The sequence below is a fragment of the Dyella acidiphila genome (genome assembly GCF_014863405.1).
Classification (GTDB): domain Bacteria; phylum Pseudomonadota; class Gammaproteobacteria; order Xanthomonadales; family Rhodanobacteraceae; genus Dyella_B; species Dyella_B acidiphila.
In genome coordinates, this window is the sequence record NZ_JACZZA010000003.1 from 161,819 (window position 1) to 177,636 (window position 15,818).

The following is a 15,818-nucleotide window of genomic DNA, read 5'->3' on the forward strand; positions in this document are numbered from 1 at the left end:
TTTGGGCGGCCAAACCACGGTCCGGGGCAATACCTGCCAGTTTTTTTGCACTGGCAGGCCTTCCCTTCACCGTTTTGCAACAGCTCTGTGGCCTTGTGGCTACGGGGAACGCATTCGAGCACCAAGCCGAAGGGAATTTTATGTTTCATCACCTGATTCGATCTGCATCGCGTCTGACCCTCGCCGTTACCGTGGCACTGAGCATGGCCGCCTGCTCACACGGCAGCGACGACGCCGAACAGCCGCCGGCCTTCACCGTCGACCATGGCGTGTACAAGGTTCCGGACAGTTCCCCGCTGCGCAAGGAATTGCAGGTGCAGCCGGTGCAGATGCATCAGGCACCGCATGCCAGGATTTTCCCAGGTATTGTCGAAGCCGATCCCACACATACTGCCAACGTGCTGCCGCCGCTGACCGGCAAGGTGCTGGAGTTGAAGGTGGGCCTGGGCGACCACGTCACCCGCGGGCAATTGCTGGCAGTGATCGATTCGGGCGACCTGGCCCAGGCCTATGCCGATAACGACAAAGCCAAGGATGCGCTCGACCTGGCCAAGAAGACGCTGGATCGCGCGCGCGCCGTAAAAGCCGCCGGCGGCAATGCCACCAAGGATCTGGAAGCGGCGCAGAGCGGCTACAACCAGGCGTTGGCCGAATTCAATCGCGCACAGACGCGCCTGGGCGCCGTAGGCGGCGAGCAAGCTGCACAAGGCAAGCGCCCGATGCAGATCACGGCGCCAGCCAGCGGTTATGTCACCACGCTGACGGTATCGCCGGGCACCTACGTCAACGATGCCACGGCATCGATGATGACCATCTCCAATCTCGACAGCGTGTGGATCACTGCCAACGTGCCGGAGAGCGATGTCGGCCAGATCGCCAAAGGCGAAAACATCCATGCCGTGCTGGCGGCTTATCCGGACCAGGTATTCAACGGCACTGTCAGCTTCGTCAATCCGGTACTGCAGCCCGATACGCGCCGCGACCTGGTGCGCGCGGTGTTCGCCAATCCGGACGCCAAGCTCAAGCCGAACATGTTCGCCAACGTCAGCATCGATATTCCGCAGCCGGAGCAAGTGTTCGTGCCGGAGTCGGCGTTGCTGATGAACAACGACAACATCAGCGTGTTCGTGGAGACCGCGCCGTGGACCTTCGAGCGGCGCACGGTGGACCTGAGCTATGACGAAGGCGATGGCACTCGCGTACTGAAGGGCCTGAAGGCCAGCGATCGCGTGATCGTCAAGGGCGGAGTGCTGCTCAATGATTAATCAGCTCTTCCGCTTCTGCTTCGAGAAGCGCCTGCTCTTTATCGTGGTGACCATCCTGGTGGTCTGCTTCGGCTACTACTCCTGGACCCAGATTTCGATCGAGGCCTATCCGGAACTCAGCGACGTCACCGCGCAGGTCACCACCCAGGTGCCGGGCCTGGCTGCCGAAGAAATCGAGCAGCAGATCACCACGCCGCTGGAGCGCAGTCTGGCCAATACGCCGGGGCTGGTCAGCATGCGTTCGAGCAGCACCTTCGGCCTGTCGCTGATCACCATGGTGTTCAAGGATGGCGCCGAAGATTACTGGGAACGCCAGCGCATCATGGAGCGCATCAGCCAGGTGACGCTGCCTGCCGGCATCACCCCGGGACTGGACCCGGTGAGCGGTCCGGCCGGCGAAATCTATCGCTACACACTCGAATCCACCAGCAAGAATCTGATGCAGCTGTCGGAGATCCAGAACTGGGTGGTGATTCCGGCGCTGAACCAGGTGCCCGGCGTGATCAACGTCGACAACTTCGGCGGCTTCACCAAGGAATTCCAGCTGGAACTGGATCCGCAGCAACTGCTGCACTACGGCGTCAGCGTCAACCAGGTAACCGCGGCGATTTCCGCCAATACCTCCAATGCCGGCGGCGGACGCATCACGCGCGGCGAGCAGTCCTACATCGTACGCGGCATCGGCATGGTGCATTCGCTCGCGGACCTGGGCGAAATCGTGGTGACGCAAAACAACGGCGTGCCGGTGCTGGTAAAGCAATTGGGCAAACTGCGCTACGGGCATCAGGTGCGCGAAGGCATTCTGGGCAAGGACAACAACCCCGATACCATCGAAGGCATCGTCGACCTGCTCAAGTATGAAAATCCGTCGCGCGTGCTGGATGGCATCCACGCCAAGGTGGCGGAGCTGAACAAGCAACTCGCCGCGCAGAACGTGCGCATCGTGCCGTATATCGACCGCGACGATCTGGTCAATGCCACCAAGGAAAAAGTCCTCCACACCGTGATGGAAGGCATCGGCCTGGTCTGCATCGTGCTGATCCTGTTCCTCGGCAGCCCGCGCTCGGCGATGGTGGCCGCGGTGGCGATCCCGATGTCGCTGGTGACCGTGTTCATCCTGATGCAGTTCACGCATATGTCGGCGAACCTGTTTTCGCTGGGTGCGATCGACTTCGGCGTGATCGTGGACGGCGCCATCGTGGTTACCGAGGCGATCCTGCATCGGCGCGAGCAGAAGCCGACCGAAGTGCTGACCGAGGACGATGTGATGCTGGTCACCGGCCACGTCGGCCGCTCGATCTTCTTCGCCACGCTGATCATCGTTACCGCTTACCTGCCGCTGTTCGCCTTCGAGCATGCGGAAGGCAAGCTGTTCCGCCCGATGGCCTTTACCGTCGGCTATGCGCTGTTGGCGGCGTTGCTGTGCACGGTCACCCTGACCCCCGCGCTGGCGTATCTGGCCCTGCGCAAGCCGCGCAAGCTGTTCCACAACAAGCCGCTGGAACGCTTGCGCGAGATGTTTACGCACAGCCTTGGCCGCCTGCTGCACAACCTGCCGGTGGCCTATACCATCGCCGGCGTGGCGTTCTGCGGCGTACTGGTGCTCGGCGCCAGCATCGGCCGCGAATTCCTGCCGGACCTGGATGAAGGTTCCTTGTGGCTGCAGGTGCAGATGCCGACCGGCTTGTCGCTGGACAAGGCCAGCCAGATGACCGCGCAGCTGCGCAAAGTGGTGCGCGAGTTTCCGGAGGTGTCGTTTATCGTCACGCAGCTGGGACGCAACGACACCGGTACCGATCCGTGGACACCGTCGCACGTGGAAGCCGGCGTAGGCCTGAAGCCGTACAGCAGTTGGGCGCATGGCGAGACCAAGGCGGAATTCCTGCGCAAGTTCAATGCGCGCATGCAGCAGATTCCGGGCATTTCGGTCGGTATCAGCCAGCCGATCATCGACGGCGAAAACGATATGGTCGGCGGCGCGCACAGTCCGCTGGTGCTGCGCATCTACGGCGATGACCTGCATGAGATGCGCCAGATGGGCAACCAGATCGTCGATGTGCTGAAGGGCGTGCGCGGTACGGCAGATGCGTCGATCTTCCAGGAGCCGCCGATTCCGCAGTTGGCGATCACCGCCAATCGCGATGCGGCGGCCCGCTACGGCATCAATGTCAGCGACATCACCAACCTGATTCAGACCGCCATCGGCGGCGCGCCGATCACCCAGGTGTATGTCGGCGATCGCACCTATAACGTCACCGCACGTGTTTCCAACGAGGTGGCCAACAGCCTGCAGGCGGTGGGCGAGTTGCCGCTCTCCACCAGCAGCGGTGCGCAGGTGCCGTTGAAAGAGGTGGCGGATATCAAGCTGGCTTCGGGCGAAAGCACCATCGCGCACGAACATGGCAAGCGCGAGCTGACCATTCGTATCGATAACCGCGATCGAGCGTTGTCGGAGTACCTCGCCGACGCGCAGCAGCAGATCGATGCCAAAGTGCATTTCGACAAACAGACCAACCAGCTCGAATGGGCCGGCAACTTCGAGAACGAGCAACGTGCCGAGGCGCGCCTGATCGCGGTGATGGGCATGGTGATGGCGATCATGGCCGTGCTGCTGTTTGCCGAATTCGGCAAATTCCACCAGGCGGTGCTGGTGCTGGCGGTGGTGCCGCTCGCCACCGTTGGCGGCCTGATCTCGCTGCACCTGCGCGGCGAAACACTGAACATCGCCACCGCGGTGGGCTTTATCGCCTTGTTCGGTGTGGCCGTGCAGAACGGCATCATCATGGTCTCGAACATCAACCGCGTGCGGCGCGAAGGCTTGTCGCTGTTCGAGGCGGTGCTGGTCGGCGCCACCGAGCGCTTCCGTCCGGTCTTGATGACGGCCACCGTGGCCAGCATCGGCATGCTGCCGGCGGCGCTGGCCACCGGCATCGGTACCGATGTGCAGCGCGGTCTGGCTTCCGTCGTGGTGGGCGGCTTGCCGATCGCCACCTTGCTGACCCTGTACATCCTGCCCAGCTTCTATTTCGGGCTGGAGAACTTTATCCAGAAGCGTTGGGGCCACGCTCCTTCGGCAGAGGAGATCTGAGCATGCACGCCATCCAGAATGTTGCTATGCGCCGTGCTGGCCGCAGCCTGCTGGTGCTTGCCATCGCGCTGGCGCTCGGCGCCTGCGCAGTCGGGCCTGACTTTCATCGTCCGGCCGCACCTGCGGCCAAGGACTACGCGCCGAATGCCACGCCGGCGGCTACCGCATCCGCGCCGGTGGCGGACGGCAACGCGCAGCAGTTCGTGCGCGATATGGATATTCCCGGCCAATGGTGGACGCTGTTTCACTCGGTGCCGTTGAACGCGCTGGTCGACGATGCGATCAAGCACAATCCCGATGTCGGCGCGGCGCAGGAAGCACTGCGGGCGGCGCTGGAAAACGTGCGTGCGCAGCAGGGCCAGTTCTTTCCACAAGTAAACGCCAGCATCGATCCCACGCGCCAAAAAACCGGTTCGGTGCTGTCCAGCGGCGTGGTTTCCAATGCCACGCTGTACAACCTCACCACCGCGCAGCTCAGCATTTCCTACACCCCGGATCTATGGGGCGCGAACCGCCGTTCGGTGGAGTCGCTGGTGGCGCAGGAGGATGCGCAGCGCTTCCAGCTGGAGGCAACCTATCTCACCCTGACCACCAATGTGGTGAACGCGGCGGTGAGCGAGGCCTCGCTGCGTGCGCAGATCGTGGCGATGCAGGACATGATTGCCAGCCAGCAGAAGATCCTGGACACCAATCACCAGCAGTTGAGCGCGGGCGACATGGGCGAGGCCGATATCGCCGCGCAGATCGCCACGCTGGAACAATTGCGTGCCGGTTTGCCTCCGTTGCAAAAGCAGCTGGCGCAGCAGCGCGATCTGCTGGCGGTGTTGAGCGGGCGTACACCTGACCAGGAGGTACCGGCCACGTTTGAGTTGCAGGGTCTGCAATTGCCGCCCGATCTGCCGATGAGCCTGCCGGCGCGGCTGGTGGAGCAGCGGCCGGATGTACGCATGGCCGAAGCGAATCTGCACGCGGCCTGTGCACAAGTGGGCGTGGCCTTTGCCGCACGTTTGCCGAATATCGCCATTACCGCCAATGGTGGTAGTGCGGCCGATCAGATGCACAACCTGTTCGGCAGCGGTACCGGCTTCTGGAATATCGGTGCGGCGATTACCGCGCCGATCTTCGACGGTGGCACGCTCAAGCATCGCCAGCGTGCGGCGGAGGCGGCTTATCGCCAAGCCGCCGAGCAATACCGCAGTACGGTGATGTCGGCGCTGCAGAACATGGCCGATTCGCTGCATGCGGCGCAGTCCGATGCCGATGCGCTGGTGGCCAGCTCGCGTGCCGAGCGTGCCGCGGCGCACAGCTTGCAGATTGCGCAGAAGCAGTATGCGGTGGGTGACATCAGCATGGTGGCGCTGTTGAATGCGCAGGTCACTTATCGGCAGGCGGAGCTGACGTTGATCCAGGCGCGTGCGGCGCGGTATGCCGATAGCGTGGCCTTGTTCCAGGCGGTGGGCGGTGGCTGGTGGAATCGCCAGGATGTTGCGTCCACACCGTGACGGTGGGTTGGGTTACTCCGGACTTGATCTGGGGTAACTGAACAATGCCTCACGGCGTCCGTGAAGATTTGTTGGGTTACGCTGCGCTAACCCAACCTACGCGGCTGCGGTGTGTGGCTTGCGGCTAGCGCGTGCAACCCCACCCCAGCCCTCCCCTGCCGAGCAGGGGAGGGAGCGATGCATCTCCACGCTAGCACGATAAGCTCCCTCCCCTACGTGCAGTAGGGGAGGGTTGGGGTGGGGTGAAGCCCCCACACTCGCGGCCAAAGTAAGTAGCCACGTATACAGCCACCCCTACACAGCGCGGCGGAAAATCCTACATCCACGCTCAGTGCCTTTTGCTAACGTCGCTATCGTCGTCAACGCCTACTTAAACCCCAGGTGCCGATGACCCACGCAGCGATGTGTGGAAGAACGCGGATCGTACGAGTCATCACCTCGCACGACCCGCTAACCCCAACCAACTTACTAGGAGCTGATCGTGGCTACCACGGATCATACGGCACGCCCGTACTCTTCTGTTTCTCCCTTGTTCCCACTTGGACCCGCACGGCGGGTGTAGCAAACCTTTGAGACACGTACGGCCGGCTTGAAGCTGGCGCGACAAAGCTTGAACGGTTTACTGGACTACAGCACGGCCTGCTTGAACGTCCGTCGTTTTGTGCTCGACGAAAGCACCAGTCCCTGGCCGCTGACGGCAGCGCAAACCGACGGGCTGCAGGCCGCACTGCATTTTCTGGATGAATACACCGAGCTGCTCGGGCGGGAGCGGGATGGATAAGTTGCGCGTATACGCATGATCCCCTCGCGGCACCCGGTTGAGGTCGTGGTGCCGCATTGGGAACGGCGTACCACGCTCCGCTCCCTCTACCCTCCGGGGAAAGGGCTGGGGTGAGGGGACAAGCTTGCGCGATGGTGGAGAGTGCCGCGGACATCGAAGCGGTTGCTCGCATGCATTGATGAAGGCTGGGGCAAGCCGTGACCCCTCACCCCAACCCTCTCCCCGGAGGGGAGAGGGAGCAGAACGTGTGTTATTGGGAAAGTTTTTCGCTTGCGAGTGCTGTTGATGTTGTCACCAGCTATGTATCAGCAAGCTAACCTGCATACGATGATGCGCCCCCTCTCCCCTCCGGGGAGAGGGCTGGGGTGAGGGGACAAGCTTGCGCGATGGTGGAGAGTGCCGCAGACATCGAAGCGGTTGCTCGCATGCATTGATGAGGGCTGGGGCAAGCCGTGACCCCTACCCCAACCCTCTCCCCGGAGGGGAGAGGGAGCAGAGCGTGCGTCATTGGGAAAGTTTTTCGCTTGCGAGTGCTGTTGATGTTGTCACCCGCTATGTATCAGCGAGCTCACCTGCATACGATGATGCGCCCCCTCTCCCCTTCGGGGAGAGGGCTGGGGTGAGGGGACAACCTTGCGCGATGGTGGACAGTGTCGCGAACATCGAAGCGGTTGCTTGCATGCATTGATGAGGGCTGGGGCAAGCCGTGACCCCTCACCCCAACCCTCTCCCCGGAGGGGAGAGGGAGCAGAACGTGTGTTATTGGGAAAGTTTTTCGCTTGCGAGTGCTGTCGATGTTGTCACTCGCTATGTATCAGCAAGCTCACCTGCATACGATGATGCGCCCCCTCTCCCCGGCGGGGAGAGGGGGCAGAGCGCGCGTCAGGTATCAGTGGTTTTTTGCGTGCACACGCCGTTGGCGGCGACGCCAGCCAAGTACCAGCAACAGCACGAGCACCACGCCGCCGAGCACCCACAAGCTGCTCTGCCCGCGATGCACCCACATCAGCAACCACTCGCGCCGGTTCGCGCCGAAATACCCCAGGTACACCCAGAACGGCACACTGATCAGCGCCGCCATGCCATCCAGCAACAAAAAGCGCCAGAAGCTGACGCGATGGCTGGCGCCGGCCGTGATGTACACCGCGGTACGCATGCCCGGCAGAAAGCGCGCAAAGAACATCAGGCGATTGCCGTAGCGGGTGAACTTGTCCTGCATCTTGGCGTAGCGGCGCGGCGGCATCAGCAGTGCAATCGGCTTCCACTGCAGGATATGCGCGCCGTAGTGATGGCCAAGCAGGAACATCGCCGCATCGCCCAGCAGTACGCCGACCATGGTGACGCCGGCCATGATGTGCACGTTGGCGTAGCCCAGCCCGGCGATTGCGCCGCCGGCCACCAGGGTGATGTCCTCCGGCAGCGGAATGCCGGCGCCGCACAGCATCAGGGCGATAAACACCGCTGCGTAGCCGTGGTCGGCGAAGACCGCGATCAGGCGTTCAAGCAGATCCATCGACGGTCCTGGTTGTCGGTGGGCGGGGCGGACATCATGGCGCCGCGGTCGGTGCGGGCGCGCGCGCGGCGAGCAGTTCGCGCAATTCGGTTTTTTCGGCGTTGTCGAGCGTGCCGTTGCGGCTCTTGGCGACCAGTTCGTCGCGGCGCTGGTCGATGACCTGCTGCTGCATGCGCGCGAGTGCGTCGAAGAATTCCAGCCGCTGCGTTTCCGGTTCGCCCACCGCAGTGGCGGCCATCAGCTTCTGCAGCGCGGCGTATTCCTCGCGTTCGGCGAAATGTTCCACCAGCATCGCCGGATTGATGCCGGGACGCGCACGTGCGGTATCCAGCAACTCGGCCAACAGTTCCACACCAGGTTTGTTCAAGCGCAGAAAGCCGTAGGGCCGTTCCACCTGATCGGCAATGCCGGGCTGGGCAAGCAATAGCGAGATCGCGCTGCGCACCAGCGAGCGTTGCACGGCGACCGGACGCTGCACCGGTCGCCGCGCCGCTGGCTCGGCTTCCAGCACCGCGCGTGCACCGCTGCGTTTTTCCAGCTCCTGCGCCATCAGGTCGCGGAAGGCGCCATCGGGCAGGCGTGCGATCAGCGGGCGGGCGCGTTCGGCCAGGCGTGCGCGGCCGTCGAGGCTGGCCATGTCAACGTCGTGCGACAGTTCGTTGAAGAAGTATTCGGACAGTGGCGTGGCTTCGCGCAGGCGCTTTTCGAAACCGTCCTTGCCTTCCTTGCGCACCAGCGTGTCCGGATCTTCGCCATCCGGCAAAAACAGGAAGTACGCCTGGCGTCCGTCACGCAAACGCGGCAGCGCCGATTCCAGCGCCTTCCAGGCGGCCGAACGGCCGGCGCGGTCGCCGTCGAAGCAGAACACCACATCGGCTGCGGCGCGGAACAGCACTTCGGTATGGTCGGGCGTGGTGGCGGTGCCCAGCGTGGCCACGGCAATCGGCAGCCCGGCCTGATGCAACGCGATCACGTCCATATAGCCTTCCACCACCACGATGCGCGCCAGGTTGCTGTTGGCTTGCTTCACCTGCCACAGCGCGAACAATTCGCGGCCTTTGTGGAACAGCGGCGTTTCGGGTGAATTGAGGTATTTCGGACCTTGTTCCGATTGCAGCACACGGCCGCCGAAGGCGATCACGCGGCCGCGCCGATCGAGGATCGGAAACATCAGCCGCTCGCGGAAGCGATCGTATTTGTTGCCGCGCTCGTTGCTGGCGACCATGCCGGCTTCGGTCAGCAGCTGCATGCGGCGGTCGCTGGTGCCGAGGCTGCGGATTACGCCGTCGAAGCCCGCGGGCGCCCAGCCGATACGGAAGCGCGCCATGGTGGCCGCGTCCAGGCCGCGCTTGCTGCAATACGCCTTGGCCTCGGTGCTTTTCGGCAGCTCGTTTTCGTACCAGCGCGCCGTGGCGTCGAGCACGGCGTAGAGATCGGTCTTGTCTTCGCGCGGGGCGTTGTCGCGCGCGCCTTCGTACGGCACTTTCAGGCCGACCGATTGCGCCAGTTCTTCGACGGCGTCCGGAAATTCCAGCCGCTCGTAATCCATCAGGAACTTGATCGCGCTGCCGTGCGCGCTGCAGCCGAAGCAATGGAAAAACTGCTTGGCCGGGCTGACGTAGAACGACGGCGTGCGCTCGTTGTGGAAGGGGCAGCAGGCGGTCCATTCGCGCCCGGCCTTTTTCAGCGGCACGCGCCGCTCGATCACGTCGACGATGTCGACGCGAGCGAGTAGTTCGTCGATGAAGCTGTCAGGGATGCGGCCGCGCATGATCCGGCTAGTCTAGCCGGAGGGCGGCTGCTTGATCAGAGCAGATGGATCAATCCGATCACCGCCAGCATCACTACCAGGAAGATCACCACGAAGATCGCGAACAGCACCTTGGCGATGGTGGCGGTGGCGCCGGACAGCGAACCGAAGCCCAGCCAGCCGGAGATCAGCGAGACGAGGCCGAAGATGATGGCCCATTTGAGCAGGTGCATGCGTTTCTCCGTCCAAGATCGCGCACGGGCGCGGTGGCGTGAGCCTAGTTCAAACGGCAGGGCGGTGAACATGCCGTCACCGCCGGGTTGCGCCTGGGCGATCAGCCGCCCAGCTTGGCCTTGATGCGGGCCGAGACCTGGCCCATGTCGGCCCGGCCGGCGACCTTGCCCTTCACCACGCCGACCACCTTGCCCATGTCGCGGGCGCTGCTGGCACCGGTTTCGGCGATGGCGGCGTCGATCAGGGCGTCGACCTCGGCCTCGCTGAGCTTGGCCGGCATATAGGCCTCGATCACCACCATTTCGGCGCGCTCGACGTCGGCCAGGTCCTCGCGGCCGGCGGCGCTGTACTGGGTGACCGAGTCCTTGCGCTGCTTGAGCATTTTTTCCAGCACGCTCAGGACCTGGGCGTCGTCCAGTTGGATGCGCTCATCCACCTCGCGCTGCTTGATTGCGGCCAGGACCAGGCGGATCACGCCCAGGCGATCCTTGTCGCCGCCGCGCATGGCGGTCTTCATGTCGTCAGTGAGCTGTTCTTTGAGGCTCATGGGAAGACTCCTTTACGGAAAGCGGAAAGCACAAAGCCGACGTTGCGGGGCAACGTCGGCCAGTGCAGGTACCTGCTAGCGACAGCGGCTGCGGATCAACGCGCCTGGCTGACGGCCTTTGAGGGTTCGGCGCGGATGGCGCCCGAACGCATGCTCCGCCCGGAGGCGGGGCGGACTCAGTACAGGCGGGTCTTGCGGGAAACGTCGCGCGACAGACGGCGCAGATGACGCTTCACGGCAGCGGCGCGCTTGCGCTTGCGTTCCTGGGTCGGCTTCTCGTAGAACTCGCGCTTGCGGGTCTCGGCGAGCACGCCGGCCTTTTCACAGGTGCGCTTGAAGCGACGCAGGGCGAGTTCGAACGGCTCGTTCTCGCGAACTTTTACGCTGGGCATGGAAACTCCGGGTAGTAAACGGGCCCGCTGAACCGGGCGAGCCGCAAAGTATAGCCGCAGGCGTGGATGAATTTCAAAGGCGTCGAAGCGATTTCGGCGTAAAACATGCGCCCCCCGCCGTTTGCCGATACCATTTCGCTTTCGCGCGGCTTCGATTTTCGCCGCTGTGCGACCCACTTTGTTCCCGGTTCCCGCCACGAGCATGCCCTTGCCCGCCACCCCGCGCCCCATTCTCGGCATTGAAACGTCCTGCGACGAAACCGGCGTGGCTCTGCTGCGCTGGGAGCCGCAGGCGCCGGGGCAGGGCCTGCTGGCGCATGCCCTGTACACCCAGATCAAGCTGCACGCCGATTACGGCGGGGTGGTGCCGGAGCTGGCCAGCCGCGACCACGTGCGCAAGCTGCTGCCGCTGGTGCGCGAGGCCCTGGCCCAGGCCGGGCTGACCCCCGCCGATCTGGGCGGCGTGGCCTACACCGCCGGCCCCGGCCTGGTCGGGGCCCTGCTGGTCGGCGCCGCCACCGGCCGCGCGATGGCCTGGGCGCTGGGCGTGCCGGCCATCGGCGTACACCATATGGAAGGGCATCTGCTGGCGCCGCTGCTGGAAGAGGACCCGCCCGAAGCCCCGTTCGTGGCCCTGCTGGTGTCCGGCGGCCATTCGATGCTGGTGGAAGTGCAGGCGGTGGGCCGTTACCGGATTCTGGGCGATACCTTGGACGACGCGGCCGGCGAAGCCTTCGACAAGACCGCCAAGCTGATGGGCCTGCCATATCCGGGCGGCCCCGCACTGGCCAAGCTGGCGGCCAGCGGCCAGGCGGGACGATTCCGCTTCTCGCGCCCGATGACCGACCGCCCCGGCCTGGACTTCAGCTTCTCGGGCCTGAAGACCCAGGTGCTGCTGGCCTGGCGGCAGTCGGACCAGAGCGAGCAGACCCGCGCCGACATTGCGCGCGCTTTCGAGGAAGCCATCGTCGACACGCTGCTGATCAAATGCCGCCGCGCGCTGGCCGAGACGGGCGCGCGTCGACTGGTGATTGCCGGCGGCGTGGGCGCCAACCGGCGGCTGCGCGAAGAACTGGCCGCGGCCGGCGTCAGCGATGGCTTCAAGACGTATTTCCCGCGCCTGCAGTTCTGCACCGACAACGGCGCCATGATCGCCCTGGCCGGCGCGATCCGGCTGGCGCACGGCCAGCAGCAGGACGAATCGGTGCAGGTGTTCCCGCGCTGGGACCTGCAGACCCTGCCGCCCGCGGCCTGAACGCGGCACTATTCCCCTCTTCGCCGTTACGTTGCCGCCTATGGATATCGTTTTTATCGAAGACCTGCGCATCGATACCGTCATCGGTATCTACGACTGGGAGCGGCGCGTGCGCCAGACACTGTCTTTCGATATCGAAATGGCCTTCGACAACACGCTGCCTGCGGCCAGCGACGATATTGCGTTGACGCTCAACTACAAGGATGTGTCCAAGCGTTTGATGGCCTATGTCAGCGAATCCAGCTTCGGCCTGGTGGAAACGCTGGCCGAGCGCTGCGCGGCGATCATCCGCGAGGAATTCGGCGTGGCCTGGGTGCGGTTGAAGCTGTCCAAGCCCGGCGCGGTACGCGGCGCCAAAGCCGTGGGCGTGTGCATCGAACGCGGCCAGCGGCCCGGCTGATGGCGCGCGTCTATTTGAGCCTTGGCTCCAACCAGGAGCCGCATCGCTATCTGCGCGCCGCGCTGGATGAATTGCAGGCGCGCTTCGGCCGGCTGGATATCTCGCCGGCTTACCGCAGCGCGGCGGTGGGTTTCGATGGGGCGGATTTCATCAATCTCGCCGTCGGCATGGATACCGATCTCGACCCGATGCCCTTGAACGACTGGCTGCACGCACTGGAAGACCGCCATGGGCGCCGCCGCGACGTGCCGCGCTATGCCGACCGCACGCTCGACGTGGATATCGTGCTGTACGACGACCTGATCACCCAGGGCCCCGGGCACCTGGATATTCCGCGCAAGGAACTCAAGCACGCCTTTGTGCTGAAGCCCTTGATGGATATCGCCCCGGCCCTGCGCCATCCGGTCAGCGGGCGCAGCATGGCCGAGCTGTGGACGGCGTTCCCGGTCGAGAGCGAGCCGCTGACGGTCGAGCCGCTCTAGCGCCCCGTTGCGCGGCACCGGCCCTCCCATCAAGCTAGCCGCACGCAGGATCACACACAGGGGAGGGCTTGGAATGGCCGGCAAATTTGCACGCAGTTGGGCGTTGCTGAAGGCGAGCGCGGATGTGTTGCGCTCGGATAAATCGCTGCTGATGTTTCCGTTGATGTCGGGTATCTGCACGCTGCTGGTGGCGGCGACCTTCTTGCTGCCGGTCGGCATCGAGGTGCTGGCCGACGAGCGCATCCGTGCCTATGGCGTGGCGCATCAGCTGTCGCCGCTGCATTACGCCTTTCTGTTCTTGTTCTATCTGGCGCAGTACACCGTGATCATCTTTTTCAACACCGCGCTGGCGGCGGTGGCCACCGCACGCTTGCGCGGCGATGAGGCGGATGTGAACTATGGTCTGGCGGTGGCGCGTTCGCGCTTCGGCACCATCCTGGGCTATGCGGTGATCGCCGCGACGGTGGGCGTGATTCTGCGTTCGCTGCAGGAACGCCTGGGCTTGATCGGCCGCCTCGTAGTCGGCCTGATCGGCCTGGCCTGGACGGTGGCCACCTTCCTGGTAGTGCCGGTGCTGGCCAATGAAGAAGTCGGCCCGCTGGAAGCGGTGAAGCGCAGCGTGGACATGCTTCAGCGCACCTGGGGCGAGAACCTGGTGGGCAATGTGGGTATCGGCCTGGCCTTCGGCATCATCACGACCGCGGCGGTGCTGGTGTCGGTGCTGCTGGTGATGGGCGCGGCGGCATCGCAATCGCTGTCGCTGCTGGTAGTCACCCTGACCATCGTGGTGATCGGCCTGGCCTTGCTGGGCATGATCCAGTCGTCGCTGCAGGGCGTGTACGCGGTGGCCTTGTATCGCTATGTGGACGAGGGCGAAGGTGGTGCCGGCTTCGACCAGCAGGTGCTGCAGCAGGCGTTCCGCTCCAAGTCCTGAGCGGCTTGCATGTCGCTGCGCAGCTGGCCTGCGCAGCGACAATATTCAGATCGAGACCGAGCGTCCGCCATCCACGCGGATGATCTGGCCGGTGACGAACGTTGCATCGCGCAGCAGCCACAGCACCGCGACGGCGACATCTTCCGGCGAGCCGTCGCGACCGAGCGGCGTGCGCGCCAGCATCGCTTGCTGATCGTCGTAGGCCTTGCCATCGCTGGGCCACATCACCGCGCCCGGTGCGACGCCGTTGACGCGTACTTCCGGGGCCAGATCCAGCGCCAGCGTGCGCGTCATCGCCGCCAGCGCGCCCTTGGCCATCACGTAGATGGGATGTTCGGCGATGGCGCGTTCGGCATAGATATCCACGATATTCACGATCGCGCCATGTGCGGCGCGCAGCGACGGCAGTGCGGCCTGGGCCAGGAAAAACGGCGCCTGCGCGTTGGAGGCGAACAGTTCCTGCCACTGCACTGCGGTGGCGCTGCCGATCGGCGTGGGATAGAACGCGGAGGCGTTGTTGACCAGTGCGTCGAGGCGCCCGTAGCGCGCCAGCGTGTCGTCGACCAGGCGCGGCAGCGCATCGATATTCGCCAGTTCGGCCTGCACCACCAGCACGCTGTCCGCCCGTTGCGCGCGCAGTTCATCGGCGAGTGCGGTGGCTTCCTGCACCGAATGCCGGCAGTGCAGGGCGAGGTCGTAGCCCGCGGCATGCAGGGTGCGTGCAATCACCGCGCCGACGCGCCTGGCGCCGCCGGTGATCAAGGCAACCGGGCGCGGATGGGTGGGACGCATGCGTTGACTCCTGCACGACAACAGTGATGGCGCAGCTTGCCGCAAACGCCGCGCGCCGTCACATCAATGCGGGCGCGTGGCGGGAATCTCGCGCGCAGTGGCCTGGATCGGGTGGTCGCCGCTGTCGCTGGCGATCTCGCTTTTCAGCATGGCGATGGCGGTGGCGGCAACCTGGCGCGTGTCGTAGTAAGCGTAGCCGCCCACGCCGATCGCACCGATCACCGGCATCCAGCGCGACAAACCTTCGCCCAGTGCACGCTGCGTCACTTTCACGCCGATCTGCTTGGCGACGCGCTCGATCATGCTGTAGGACAGGCGCCGGAAAATCAGCCGGTCGCCCAGGCGCACCACCAGATCGCGAAATGCTTGCGCGGAGGTGTGGCGAAACAGGCACCACAACATCTGCTCGCGGCCCAGCTCGGCATGCTTGCCGTAGGCGGCGGCGATATCGCTGACCAGCTGCGCCTGGATTTTCCAGATCGAAATCAGCTCGGGCAGAATCGTCAGCCAGCCCAGCGGCCCCGGCGGCAGCGCCAGCGAACCGGCGGTGATGGCGGCGCGCTGCGCGGCGCGGCGCGCCAGCTTTTGGGCCTGCGCTTCCGGGTCTTCCTCGCTGCGCACCTTGCTGTCGGGGATCTGGCTGATGAAATCCAGGATCGCCCGGGTGACCCGGTTGCTGGCGTCGTCCTGGCCGATCACGGCCGGCAGGCTGGCGCCCGACGCGGTCTGATTGGGAACGGTCTGCTTGGGCTCGGTCATGCCGTGCTCCCTGTCGAAACGTCCGCCGATCATAGGCCGCCTATGTGGCCGGCTGATGAGGGCGGCATGAACCCGCAAATCGCCAGGCATGACTTCTGGGAGGGGCGTACAGGTGTGATGGGAA

15 protein-coding genes are annotated in these 15,818 nt (G+C 64.4%); 8 read left to right on the plus strand and 7 right to left on the minus strand.

Features of this window, described 5'->3' with window-relative positions:
- Positions 1-140: 140 nt before the first annotated feature.
- From IGX34_RS07575 to IGX34_RS07590, 4 genes are all read left to right on the plus strand, one after another.
- On the plus strand, positions 141-1,265 hold the full coding sequence (locus IGX34_RS07575; protein ID WP_192555102.1) for an efflux RND transporter periplasmic adaptor subunit: 1,125 nt from the start codon (positions 141-143) through the stop codon (positions 1,263-1,265).
- Positions 1,258-4,353 carry an efflux RND transporter permease subunit gene (locus IGX34_RS07580; protein WP_192555103.1) on the plus strand — a complete coding sequence of 1,032 codons (3,096 nt, stop codon included), beginning with the start codon at positions 1,258-1,260 and terminating at the stop codon, positions 4,351-4,353. The genes IGX34_RS07575 and IGX34_RS07580 overlap by 8 nt, the downstream gene beginning before the upstream one ends.
- A 2-nt stretch (positions 4,354-4,355) precedes the next feature.
- Positions 4,356-5,855, plus strand: a complete 1,500-nt coding sequence (locus tag IGX34_RS07585; RefSeq protein WP_225737300.1) for an efflux transporter outer membrane subunit — start codon at positions 4,356-4,358, stop codon at positions 5,853-5,855.
- A gap of 610 nt (positions 5,856-6,465) precedes the next feature.
- A complete protein-coding gene (locus IGX34_RS07590; RefSeq protein WP_192555104.1) occupies positions 6,466-6,636 on the plus strand; it encodes a hypothetical protein in 171 nt (56 codons plus the stop codon).
- Between the two features lie 889 nt (positions 6,637-7,525).
- Here the strand turns inward: IGX34_RS07590 and IGX34_RS07595 are convergent.
- From IGX34_RS07595 to rpsU, 5 genes are all read right to left on the minus strand, one after another.
- Entirely contained in the window at positions 7,526-8,149 is a 624-nt protein-coding gene (locus IGX34_RS07595; RefSeq protein WP_192555105.1) for a DedA family protein, read from the minus strand.
- A 34-nt stretch (positions 8,150-8,183) separates the two neighbouring features.
- Complete coding sequence (dnaG, locus tag IGX34_RS07600) at positions 8,184-9,920, minus strand: DNA primase (protein ID WP_192555106.1); 1,737 nt, start codon at positions 9,918-9,920, stop codon at positions 8,184-8,186.
- Positions 9,921-9,955: 35 nt separating this feature from the next.
- A complete protein-coding gene (locus tag IGX34_RS07605) occupies positions 9,956-10,126 on the minus strand; it encodes a DUF1328 domain-containing protein (protein ID WP_192555272.1) in 171 nt (56 codons plus the stop codon).
- 107 nt (positions 10,127-10,233) lie between these two features.
- Positions 10,234-10,680: a GatB/YqeY domain-containing protein gene (locus IGX34_RS07610; RefSeq protein WP_192555107.1), complete on the minus strand. Its 447-nt coding sequence runs from the start codon at positions 10,678-10,680 to the stop codon at positions 10,234-10,236.
- Positions 10,681-10,856: 176 nt separating this feature from the next.
- Positions 10,857-11,072, minus strand: a complete 216-nt coding sequence (rpsU, locus tag IGX34_RS07615) for a 30S ribosomal protein S21 (RefSeq protein WP_115477777.1) — start codon at positions 11,070-11,072, stop codon at positions 10,857-10,859.
- Positions 11,073-11,301: 229 nt separating this feature from the next.
- On the opposite strand from rpsU, the gene tsaD reads away from it, so the two are divergent.
- The 4 genes from tsaD (at position 11,302) to IGX34_RS07635 (ending at position 14,143) form a co-directional block, all read left to right on the plus strand.
- Positions 11,302-12,327, plus strand: a complete 1,026-nt coding sequence (gene tsaD / locus IGX34_RS07620) for a tRNA (adenosine(37)-N6)-threonylcarbamoyltransferase complex transferase subunit TsaD (protein ID WP_338015437.1) — start codon at positions 11,302-11,304, stop codon at positions 12,325-12,327.
- 40 nt (positions 12,328-12,367) lie between these two features.
- Positions 12,368-12,727, plus strand: a complete 360-nt coding sequence (gene folB, locus IGX34_RS07625) for a dihydroneopterin aldolase (protein ID WP_192555109.1) — start codon at positions 12,368-12,370, stop codon at positions 12,725-12,727.
- Positions 12,727-13,209, plus strand: a complete 483-nt coding sequence (gene folK / locus IGX34_RS07630; RefSeq protein WP_192555110.1) for a 2-amino-4-hydroxy-6-hydroxymethyldihydropteridine diphosphokinase — start codon at positions 12,727-12,729, stop codon at positions 13,207-13,209. The genes folB and folK overlap by 1 nt, the downstream gene beginning before the upstream one ends.
- Before the next feature lie 73 nt (positions 13,210-13,282).
- Positions 13,283-14,143 carry a DUF6159 family protein gene (locus IGX34_RS07635; protein WP_192555111.1) on the plus strand — a complete coding sequence of 287 codons (861 nt, stop codon included), beginning with the start codon at positions 13,283-13,285 and terminating at the stop codon, positions 14,141-14,143.
- Positions 14,144-14,188: 45 nt separating this feature from the next.
- On the opposite strand, the gene IGX34_RS07640 is transcribed toward IGX34_RS07635, so the two are convergent.
- Entirely contained in the window at positions 14,189-14,935 is a 747-nt protein-coding gene (locus IGX34_RS07640) for a pteridine reductase (RefSeq protein ID WP_192555112.1), read from the minus strand.
- Positions 14,936-14,998: 63 nt separating this feature from the next.
- The gene (locus tag IGX34_RS07645) at positions 14,999-15,694 is read right to left on the minus strand and encodes a hypothetical protein (RefSeq protein ID WP_225737302.1); all 696 of its coding nucleotides are present in this window, start codon (positions 15,692-15,694) and stop codon (positions 14,999-15,001) included.
- Positions 15,695-15,818: the final 124 nt, after the last annotated feature.